Below are 10,597 nucleotides of genomic sequence, written 5' to 3' on the forward strand. Positions count from 1 at the left end.
TAAATAAATAGTAACCTGACGAGTCGTATCGTCCTGTGGTTAAAAGTTATAGTTAAGAGTTAGTCCGAAGTTTGTTTTGAATGTTACATCATTTGGATAAATATTTGGTCTTACGGATAAGTTTTCATCCACATTAAATTGCAACAGGGCAGCATCCACATTGGCGTCAACAATATTTAGAACATAAAACCCTAAAGTTACCAAAGCGGATAAATCCCTATTTCTCTGATAAAATTTCTGACCTGCAATTAATCGGCTATTGTCTAAGAAGGCTAAATCATCAGTAGTATATCCTTCTAATCTGCTTTTATAAGCATCTCTATATTGATGGTACTTTTTATTATTGCTAATGTAATAATAAAGGCTAGTTCCCATAGCACCGTAAACAAGAGGTATTTTCCAGTATTTTTTGTTGTAAGCTTGTCCAAGTCCGGGTAGAATTGCCGAATAAAAGGCTGCTTTTGCAGGAGTCAAAGGGTCTATATCATTCGATTTCAAAGTGTCTTTTGCTATCAGAACCGCATCCTTAGTTTTCGATTGTGCAAAAACAGTAGCGTTTCCTGTTATAAAGAGGAATAGACCTATGAAAATGATTTTACGCACTACTCGTTTATTAATTTAATAATTCTGTTGAAGTCTTCTTCAGAGTGAAATGGAATAGTGATTTTCCCTTTACCGTTTCCGGCTACTTTTACATCCACTTTGGTTCCAAAATAATTCGTAAAAGTACTTTTGTGAGCATCTGCAATTTCAAACGAAGCCGCTTTAGGTTTAACGGCAGGCTTTGGTTTTAAACTTTCCTGATAGTTTTTTACCAAAGCTTCTGTGTCGCGAACCGAAAGGTTTTGACTGACAATTTTTTGATAAATATCAGTTTGAATATCTTGATCTTCAATGTTGATTATTGCACGACCATGCCCCATACTGATAAAACCATCACGAATTCCGGTTTGGATTATCGGGTCTAATTTTAAAAGTCTCAAATAATTGGCAATTGTAGAACGTTTTTTTCCTACACGCTCACTCATTTGTTCTTGAGTCAGCTGAATTTCATCAATCAAACGTTGGTACGAAAGTGCAATCTCAATTGGATCCAAATCATGGCGTTGAATATTTTCAACCAAGGCCATAACCAGCGACTCATTATCATTTGCAATACGAATGTAAGCGGGAACGGTAGTCAGTCCCACAAGAGTTGACGCACGAAGACGACGCTCACCCGAAATCAGTTGGTATTTATTGAAGTCTAATTTACGTACGGTAATGGGCTGAATAACGCCTAATTCTTTAATAGAAGTCGCTAATTCTCTCAATGATTCCTCATTGAAATTACTTCTGGGCTGAAACGGATTTATTTCTATCGCATCAATTTCAAGCTCAATAATATTCCCCACAACTTTATCGGCATTTTTATCGTTTACGGATTTTATATCGTTTTCCGGATCTTTCAATAATGCAGATAATCCTCTTCCTAATGCTTGTTTTTTTACTGCTTTTGCCATAAAACTATTTACTGTTTTTCTTTATAACCTCTTGAGCAAGATGTAAGTAATTGGTAGCTCCTTTGCTTGTCGCATCGTAGTTTATTATACTTTCTCCAAAGCTTGGCGCTTCGCTCAGTTTTACATTTCTTTGAATAATGGTATCAAAAACCATGTCGTTGAAATGTTTTTGAACCTCTTCAACTACTTGGTTTGATAAACGCAATCTAGAGTCAAACATGGTCAATAATAACCCTTCAATGTCTAAGTCGGGATTGTGAATTTTTTGGATACTTTTTATTGTGTTTAGTAACTTTCCTAAACCTTCAAGTGCAAAATACTCACATTGAATAGGAATAATTACAGAATCAGCAGCAGTCAAAGCATTCAAGGTAAGTAATCCAAGAGATGGTGCACAATCTATAATGATATAATCATACTCGTCTTTGACACTTTCCAATGCTTTTTTAAGCATATACTCCCTGTTTTCTTTATCGACTAATTCGATTTCAATAGCAACAAGGTCAATATGAGATGGAATCACATCTACATTTGGAGCGGAACATTTTATAATGGCCTCTTTCGGCGTATGACTATGCTCCAGAATTTGGTACGTACCAATTTCAACAGATTCAACATCAATACCCAATCCTGATGAGGCATTTGCCTGGGGGTCAGCATCAATAAGTAATACTTTCTTTTCTAAAACACCCAGTGAAGCAGCCAGATTTACAGACGTTGTAGTCTTTCCAACTCCACCTTTTTGATTAGCAATCGCGATGATTTTGCCCATTTATTTTTCTAAATTTTGAACCGTAAAAATACAATTATTTATGGTTTCTAAAAATCTATTTTGTTAACATTTGTTAAAGGTTGATTAGTCGCCATTTGACAGATTCGAATTTTTAAGACGGATATGATTTTCGGGAGCTATTCCTGCGGTTCGTTTCAATCCCGAAGTTTTTTGCTACCCATTGCTAGAGACGAGATTTTAATATTTATTTATCTAAAAACGAAGAATTTCAAGTATTTAAATTAATTGGTATAATAAAAGATATCCTGTGGCTGTACCTAAATTGAAATGTCTATGTTTACATTAACAGCTATAAATAGTAGGAGTTTATTTTTAGATTGCAATGCCTCGATTTATTTTCTCTTAATCGAGGGCTTGTTGCTGAACCTTATTGTCGGTTTTTATTTGAAATTTGAATACTTATCAATCTTTACAATTAGATTTTTATAAAAAAAGCAATTAGCGCCATTTCAAAAAAATAATGTTTCAAAAATATCTGGCAAGGGTAAAAATAGAAATAAAATTATTTCAGTAGTACTTTAATTATTCAAATTAATATGCTTCTTTATTTTAATAAAATAAAAACAATAACATGAAAATTGGATTAATAGGATTTGGAAAAACAGGTAAAGCCGTAGCTTCGGTAATTCTTCAAAATAAAGAATTTTGTTTGGAATGGGTGTTAAGGCAAAGTACACTTTTAGAACATAGATCAGTTCCTGAATTCTTAGGGGTACATTCTGATGAACCAGGATTAATATATTCCAGTTCTAAGATTTCAATGGAAGAACTTTTAGATAAACACCCGGTGGATATTATCATTGATTTTTCTTCAGATCAAGGGATTTATACGTATGGATTGATAGCAGCCGAGCGGGAGATTAAAATTATTTCGGCTATATCGCATTATAAAGAAAAGGAAATAGAATTACTGAAAGAATTAGCACTGAAAACCACTGTGTTTTGGTCTCCAAATATTACTTTAGGGGTTAATTATTTATTATTTGCAGCTAAATTTTTAAAAAAAATTGCACCATGGGTAGATGTTGAAATAAATGAGGAGCATTTTAAATTAAAAGAGGGAACTTCGGGTACTGCAATTAAAATTGCGGAAGCATTGGATGTTGAAAAAGAGAATATAAATTCGGTTAGGGCAGGGGGTATTGTGGGGAAACATGAAATAATTTTTGGATTTCCATTTCAAACGGTTCGACTGATTCACGAATCCATTTCAAGGGAAGCATTTGGTAGCGGAGTGATTTTTGTTGCCGAAAATTTAAAAAATAAAAGTAAAGGTTTGTATAATTTTGAGGATATTTTACAACCTTATTTTACGACTTAGATTATAAAGGTCCATTCTTCGGACCTTTCGGCTTCGCCTTTTCGGGATACCATAATGATTTTATTATACAAAAAAGTCGAACATTTCTGTTCGACTTTTGTCGGGGTGGCAGGATTCGAACCTGCGGCCTCCTGCTCCCAAAGCAGGCGCGATAACCGAGCTACGCTACACCCCGTAATTCCGGTGCAAAGATAGAAATATTTTTTATTTGACCAAGCCAAAAATCAAAATAGGAGAATATTATTTCGGAATAGGTAAAAACGATGTTTTTTTAGTCATAATTTTTATTAAAAAACTACATTTGCAACATCAAAAAATATAATAATCTTTACTATGTCAGATACGATCGAAAAAATTAAATGTCTTATTATAGGTTCTGGTCCAGCAGGGTATACTGCAGCTATTTATGCCGCCAGAGCTAATATGAATCCAGTTTTATATCAGGGAATTCAGCCTGGTGGCCAATTAACAACAACCAATGAAGTGGAAAATTTTCCCGGATATGTTGATGGAGTTACTGGTCCTGAGATGATGGTTCAATTACAAGCGCAAGCGCAACGTTTTGGTACTGATGTACGTGACGGTTGGGCAACTAAAGTAGATTTTTCAGGAGATATTCATAAAGTTTGGATCAATGGCACTAAAGAATTGCATTGTGAAACCGTCATTATTTCAACTGGAGCATCTGCTAAATATTTAGGTTTACCTTCAGAACAACATTATTTAAAAATGGGTGGTGGCGTTTCTGCTTGTGCAGTTTGTGACGGTTTTTTCTATAGAAACCAAGAAGTAGTAATTGTTGGAGCAGGAGATTCAGCTTGTGAAGAAGCACACTATTTGTCTAAGCTTTGTAAAAAAGTAACGATGTTGGTAAGAAGTGAAAAATTCAGGGCTTCTAAAATCATGGAAGAACGCGTTCGTAAAACGGAGAACATAACGATATTAATGAATCACGATACGGTTGAAGTATTAGGGGATGAACAAGTAGTTGAAGGTGTGAAAGCAAAAAATAAAACTACGGGGGAGATTTTTGATATTCCTGCTACCGGTTTCTTTGTCGCTATTGGTCACAAACCAAATACAGATATTTTTAATGAGTTTATAACATTAGATGAAACAGGATATATCGTCAATACTCCTGGAACATCAAAGACTAATGTTGATGGAGTTTTCGTAGCCGGAGACGCTGCGGATCATGTGTATCGTCAGGCAATTACTGCTGCTGGAACAGGTTGTATGGCTGCTCTTGATGCCGAAAGATATTTGGCTTCTAAAGAATAATCAGAATTCTATTTTTTTAGATAAAAGATAATAGACGGATAGATAAAAGATTTGTTAGGAAATTTTCTATCGCGTTAGCTTTTCAAAATGAAAAAAGTCCCATTTGCCTTAGCAAGTGGGACTTTTTGTTGGTGATTTATGGGGTAAGTTTAAATACAATGGTATTACATCTCTTTTTCTCCCCTCCTTCGGAGGGGTTGGGGGAAGATTCTCTATTTCAATTTTTTAAACAATTTAGCTTCATCGGCAAATTTTCGTATTTCGATTTTTTGTGTTCCCAAAAGCTGAATTTCTGATTTTTCGGCAGCATCTACAATAACTGTTACAGTTGCGTTTAAACTGCAATTGGAATAACTTTCGGTGGTTACATCGGCATTTTTTAGGGTAAGTTTACTGGCTGTTAATGCTGAATTGTTATCCAATCGGATACTTGCATTGGTCGCGTCACCCTCAATAGTCGCGGTTGATTTTTGGTACATATCCACTTTCAAATCAACAGTAGTAGCTAATGCTTTTAGAGATGCATTTTTACTTAATTCGATAATTGCGTTTTCGGATTTCAAATTAAGTTCTGTTTTTGATTTGTCATCAGCCTGTAGTATAAAATTCTTGGTATTGACATTCAAATAAAGTTGGGAAAAATCATAAGCTTTAAATGTTAAATTGTCCAATTGAATTTCTTGTATTGCATTTACAGTCGATTCGTTTTTTGAAATTATCAAGTTTAAATCTTTAGTATAGGTAACTCTTACAATTATTTTTTTGGGACTTACTGCTTCCTTAGTGGTATAAATGCGCAGTGTTTTGTCTCTTAAATCAACTGAAATAATATCATGTAAATTATCGTCAGCTTCAATTTTCAGTTCCGTTTTTTCTCCTCTTTCCAAATGAACTTCAATATTATCTTCTACTTCAAGCGATTCAAAATTACCAACTTCTCTTTGTTCAACGGTAACCGTTTTCGAACCTTTTATTTTATCTTTTTTCTGTGCAAATGTCAATACAGTTGATAAAAGGAGCAGCATTATTACAGTATGTTTTTTCATTTTCATTTGAATTAGGATGTATACAAATATAAAAAAATCATCCACTTTTGATGGATGATTTGTCTAATTTTTGATTAAAAAAGGAATTCTTATTCCTGATGAATACTCCCTCCTGAATGAGCTTCTTTCCGAATCGATTTTGGAATAGTATTATAATTTATGCTTGCTCCGCTTGATGCTTCTGCATCTAAGCTCACAATTGGATGAACATTTACAGTACTGCCACTTGAGGAATGGGCTTTTATTTCATTTGCCAATAAATCTTTGGCATCTATAGTACTTCCACTTGACGCTGTTGCTTCGAGTTTAAGTGCTTTACCATTGATGACAATAGTACTTCCGCTACTGGATTCATTATAAATAGCATCGGATTCAATATTCAAATTTATTGAAGCTGCGCTGGATGCTTCGAGTCTGATACTTTCCCCTTTTATTGTATTTATGCTTTTGATTGTAGCAGCTCCAGACGCTTCTAACTGATCAATAATAGGCATTTTTACGGTTACTTTTTTTGATTTTATATTGTTGAAAGAATTGTAATCACAGGCAATAATAAGTGTGCCATTTTCTACTTTTGTTGTGATTTCTTTTTGCAAATTATCATCAGCTTCAACAATGATTTCTATTTTGTCTGATTGTTCAATGACAAGATCTATAGCATTGCTGACTTCAATGCTCTTAAAATCGCCTTGTACAATTCGCTTTTCGGTTGTGACATGGCCACTTCCTGCTATTGATTTTATGTTTATCATGTGATTACACGATGCAAACAATAAGGCAACCAAAGTGACAATAATGAATTTTGTGATTAATGTGATGATTTTTAGCATGGCTATTTGGTTTTAATGATAATGCCGTCTTTATTAATTTTTAGTTCTTGAATGTTGTTTTTGGAATTAATGATAGTATCATTTTTTACAGAAACCCCGTTTTTATTGATAGTAACAGATGTTTGAGTGCTGTCATTTTCTGAATCATCTTCTACGTCATCATATTCATTTTCATCAGCAGGGCAATTCAAACATTTTATTTGTGAATTTTCTACTCTATAAATATAGTTGTCAGAGCTGTAATGTAAGTTGAAGAACGAATCATCTGATCTGTCATAATCCTGAACTGAAGAATCGGGTTTCAATAGAGTTCCTTGAGGTAAATATAAGAAAATTTCCACTTCCTGATCACGGAATTTATTAGTCACTTCAGTCAATAAATAATTGTCTAGAATCAAATTATTCCCTTCAATTTTAATACTGTATTTGATTTTTTCAGCCCTTTTTTTGGCATCTTGAAATGATTTTCCCCTTGCCATCTTCTCAATTTGAATGAATGGTAATTTCTCGTCAGTATGTAAAATTTGTAATCTTACATTGTTAGAATAAATTAATTCATTATTTGCAGAATCTTGAACAAACTTGAAGTTTTCTCTGTCATTAATGCTTTTAGTGTAATAATCATTGTATCTAAATTTCACATATAAAGTATCATTTGGCATTAGATTAATAGTTTCTTTTTGAACTGTTTTTCCTTCGTATGCCACTTCAGATGCTTGTTTTATTCCAATAGAAATTAGGATGGTTATGGCAATTATCCAAAGTGCTAATAAAGTGTATTTTGCAATATTTCCTATTGACTTCATATTTGGGGATAATAATTTAAATCCTAATAGGGTCAAGAAAAAGAAGGGTATACCAACAGCAAAGAACATCAATAGTCCAAAAGACCATATAGGATAATCGGTAAAATTTCCCGCTTCAATAAAACTTTGCCACGGTACATCAATAAAATTCGAAGAACCTAAAGTGAAAACTGCAATTAGCAAACAAACTAGAGTAGCTATTCCTGTAATAATCAAAATCACACCCAGGAATTTTGCGAAAACCTTGAAAACAGTCATTATAAAATCACCAAATGAGTTTCCTATTCTACTGGCACCCGTTTTTATTTGATTGCCATATTTGTCGTAATCAACATTTTTTATTTTTCCGGAAACGCTTTCAAATTCTTCTCTAACTTTTTTTTCGATATTCGAAATGTTAACCGGTTCGCCTGTCATCTCTAGTTTTTCGGAAGTCGTAATAGCTTCTGGTGTTACAACCCAAAGGATAATGTACGCTAGAATACCAGTTCCAAATCCACCAAAAACTAATAATAGTAGAACAATTCTGATCCAAACGGCATCGATTCCAAAATAGTGTCCTAATCCTGCAGCAACACCGCCAATCATCCCTTTTTCTTTATCTCTGTACAGTTTTTTTGATCTTCTATTTACGTTGTTGCTATAATTGTTAGAAACTTTCAATTCATCTTCAATAATGTAATCTTCAGGTTGTCCCATTACGGCAATCACCTCATCTACATCTTTTAATCCTACAACGTGTTTATCGCTTTTTTGTTTGTCGTTCAATAATTCCGAAACACGCATTTCAATATCTTTTATAATTTCATCATGACCTGATGAATTCGATAAAGAACGTTTTATAGCATCAAAGTATCGCGTTAATTTTTGGTATGCATCTTCATCTATATGAAAGAACATTCCGCCTAGGTTTATATTTACAGTTTTGTTCATGACTATTGTTTTTGATTGGTTATAAGGTTTACGGCATCAGATAATTCAGTCCAAGTGCCACTAAGTTCATTTAAAAAAGCTTGTCCTATTTCGGTCAGACCATAGTATTTTCTTGGTGGTCCTGATGTTGATTCCTCCCAACGGTAGTTGAGCAAACCATCATTTTTCAATCGGGTGAGCAGCGGATAAATGGTTCCCTCCACGACTAACAATTTTGCGTTTTTCAAAGTGTCTAATATTTCCGATGTGTAGGCATCTTTTTCTTTTAATACAGATAAGATGCAAAACTCGAGAACACCTTTACGCATCTGGGCTTTTGTGTTTTCAATGTTCATAATTTCTTTTTTTTGATTTTTGGTTGATTAAACTATTCATTTTTTGATTGATGATTGATTTTGTCATTGCGAGGAACGAAGCAATCTCTCATTGCTTAGCACTCTTTCTTTTTGGAGCTATTTCCTGCTTTCCATTTCAATCTTTTTTATTTTTAAAAGAAAAATAAAAAAGGATTTCCATTTCAATCAGGGCTATTTAGAAACTGCTTACCTAATTTAGTATTTACTATTTAATAAACGGAATTGTAATTGGGTAGTTGTATTTTTCACCATTTGATGTTTTTATGGAAGCATAAATGATTAAAAAGAATTCAGCCACTTTCAAAAGACCAAAAATTAAAACAGCTACTAAACCTACTGTTAACATTCCGATGTTACCCTCAAAACTAAAATTTCTTAAAACAATATCGTGATCATTTATTAGCGCTTCAAAAGGAATATTCTTTAAGAAAGTAATTAGAAAGATAGGAACAGCGATCATAATGAGTACTAAAGAATACAGTAATAAACTCAATTGGAAATTCAGCACTTGTTTTCCACTATAATCCACAAATTCCGATTTGTCTTTTTTTGAAGACCAAATCAATATTGGAAAAATGTAATTCCCAAAAGGAATAAAGTATTGAGTTAATGCACTCAAATGCGTAAATGTAGCGGTGTTTTTTTCGGTAGTTGTTTCCATGATTAAAAGTATATAGTAATTTCTTATGCAAATATATAGCTAAAAGACAGTATCTTGTATCACATAGTACTTAATATTAACAAATAATTAACAAAATATTTTAATATGTATGCATAGTATTTTTTTGTATTTTAGCAAAAAAAACCAGTAATAATGAACTCGCCATGATTCAAAATCCCAAAAAGAATAAAGAATAGCGATACCATATTGCTTCGCCTGTTCGCTCTCGCTCGAGTCCTATAAAAAACAAATAGTAGCTTCATATGAAACTTACCGCATCAAAACTTAATAAATTTCTATTGTTCAAATTACCCTCGGCATTTATATGTGGCGTACGTGTAAAAGAGATAGACGAAGATAAATGTGTAGTGTCAGTAAAACACCGCTGGATTAATCAAAATCCATTTAATTCCATGTATTTTGCGGTTCAGGCTATGGCTGCTGAACTCTCTACAGGAGCTTTGGTCATGTATCAAATTCAAAAAAACGATAAGAAAATATCGATGTTAGTAGCTAACAACAAAGGGAATTTTACAAAGAAAGCAACAGGAAGAATTACTTTTACTTGTACCGATGGGCATTTAATTGAAAAAGCCATTCAAGACACTATTGCTAGTGGAGAAGGGCAAACTTTCTGGATGAAATCTATTGGAACAGACGAAAAAGGAATCCAAGTTTCCGAAATGGATTTTGAATGGAGTGTAAGAGTTAAATAAAAAACGCTTAATAATTTTGTATCGGAATTATAAAAAATAGAAAAACGCCTCAAAATCAAGAGGCGTTTTTTATGAATAATGGAATAGTTACGCTTTAGCTTAGCATTTTTTTCCATTGGCTTTAGCCATTGATGCATCACATTTTTTTCCTTCCGCTTTTGATTTTGAATCTTTTTTACTACAACAAGATTCTTTTTTAGCTTTTTCTTTTACAACTGGTTTTACTTCTTGTGCGCCAACAGTAACTGAAAAGAAAGCGATAGTTATAAGTATAATAATTTTTTTCATTTTAATAACTTTAAGATGGTTTTTTTTTCTTTGGGTTTGAATCCAAAAATTCGATCCAAATATA

General features: G+C 33.2%; 12 protein-coding genes and 1 tRNA gene. 3 read left to right on the forward strand and 10 right to left on the reverse strand.

Translation table 11 applies throughout. The annotated features are described in order from the left end of the window. Positions 1–39 precede the first annotated feature (39 nt). From ACM55M_RS10520 to ACM55M_RS10530, 3 genes are read right to left on the reverse strand one after another with little or no spacing between them, the layout of a single operon-like run. Positions 40–603 (reverse strand): DUF5683 domain-containing protein, encoded by a 564-nt coding sequence (locus ACM55M_RS10520; RefSeq protein ID WP_416857581.1) that lies wholly within the window; start codon positions 601–603, stop codon positions 40–42. Further along, positions 603–1,502, reverse strand: coding sequence for a ParB/RepB/Spo0J family partition protein (locus ACM55M_RS10525; protein WP_416857582.1), 900 nt, complete (start codon positions 1,500–1,502; stop codon positions 603–605). Before ACM55M_RS10525 ends, ACM55M_RS10520 begins: the two co-directional genes overlap by 1 nt. A 4-nt stretch (positions 1,503–1,506) precedes the next feature. Next, positions 1,507–2,274, reverse strand: a complete 768-nt coding sequence (locus ACM55M_RS10530; RefSeq protein WP_416837053.1) for a ParA family protein — start codon at positions 2,272–2,274, stop codon at positions 1,507–1,509. A 592-nt stretch (positions 2,275–2,866) separates the two neighbouring features. Here ACM55M_RS10530 and ACM55M_RS10535 point away from each other — a divergent pair. Further along, the gene (locus ACM55M_RS10535) at positions 2,867–3,616 is read left to right on the forward strand and encodes a 4-hydroxy-tetrahydrodipicolinate reductase (protein ID WP_416857583.1); all 750 of its coding nucleotides are present in this window, start codon (positions 2,867–2,869) and stop codon (positions 3,614–3,616) included. A 100-nt stretch (positions 3,617–3,716) separates the two neighbouring features. On the opposite strand, the gene ACM55M_RS10540 is transcribed toward ACM55M_RS10535, so the two are convergent. Next, positions 3,717–3,791, reverse strand: a tRNA-Pro gene (locus ACM55M_RS10540). A gap of 158 nt (positions 3,792–3,949) precedes the next feature. Here ACM55M_RS10540 and trxB point away from each other — a divergent pair. Then, entirely contained in the window at positions 3,950–4,897 is a 948-nt protein-coding gene (gene trxB, locus ACM55M_RS10545; protein ID WP_416857584.1) for a thioredoxin-disulfide reductase, read from the forward strand. Between the two features lie 212 nt (positions 4,898–5,109). Here trxB and ACM55M_RS10550 read toward each other — a convergent pair whose 3' ends face one another. From ACM55M_RS10550 to ACM55M_RS10570, 5 genes are all read right to left on the reverse strand, one after another. Next, positions 5,110–5,943: a GIN domain-containing protein gene (locus ACM55M_RS10550; RefSeq protein ID WP_416857585.1), complete on the reverse strand. Its 834-nt coding sequence runs from the start codon at positions 5,941–5,943 to the stop codon at positions 5,110–5,112. An 89-nt stretch (positions 5,944–6,032) separates the two neighbouring features. Continuing rightward, positions 6,033–6,773: a head GIN domain-containing protein gene (locus ACM55M_RS10555; protein ID WP_416857586.1), complete on the reverse strand. Its 741-nt coding sequence runs from the start codon at positions 6,771–6,773 to the stop codon at positions 6,033–6,035. Positions 6,774–6,775: 2 nt separating this feature from the next. Beyond that, positions 6,776–8,512 (reverse strand): PspC domain-containing protein, encoded by a 1,737-nt coding sequence (locus tag ACM55M_RS10560; RefSeq protein WP_416857587.1) that lies wholly within the window; start codon positions 8,510–8,512, stop codon positions 6,776–6,778. 2 nt (positions 8,513–8,514) lie between these two features. After that, positions 8,515–8,847, reverse strand: coding sequence for a PadR family transcriptional regulator (locus ACM55M_RS10565; RefSeq protein WP_314897111.1), 333 nt, complete (start codon positions 8,845–8,847; stop codon positions 8,515–8,517). A gap of 226 nt (positions 8,848–9,073) precedes the next feature. Then, complete coding sequence (locus ACM55M_RS10570) at positions 9,074–9,529, reverse strand: DUF4870 domain-containing protein (RefSeq protein WP_416857589.1); 456 nt, start codon at positions 9,527–9,529, stop codon at positions 9,074–9,076. 263 nt (positions 9,530–9,792) lie between these two features. On the opposite strand from ACM55M_RS10570, the gene ACM55M_RS10575 reads away from it, so the two are divergent. Next, positions 9,793–10,245: a DUF4442 domain-containing protein gene (locus ACM55M_RS10575; protein WP_416857590.1), complete on the forward strand. Its 453-nt coding sequence runs from the start codon at positions 9,793–9,795 to the stop codon at positions 10,243–10,245. Positions 10,246–10,344: 99 nt separating this feature from the next. Here ACM55M_RS10575 and ACM55M_RS10580 read toward each other — a convergent pair whose 3' ends face one another. After that, the gene (locus tag ACM55M_RS10580; RefSeq protein WP_416857591.1) at positions 10,345–10,533 is read right to left on the reverse strand and encodes a hypothetical protein; all 189 of its coding nucleotides are present in this window, start codon (positions 10,531–10,533) and stop codon (positions 10,345–10,347) included. Positions 10,534–10,597 lie beyond the last annotated feature (64 nt).

Source organism: Flavobacterium galactosi (assembly GCF_048158585.1).
Classification (GTDB): Bacteria; Bacteroidota; Bacteroidia; order Flavobacteriales; family Flavobacteriaceae; genus Flavobacterium; species Flavobacterium galactosi.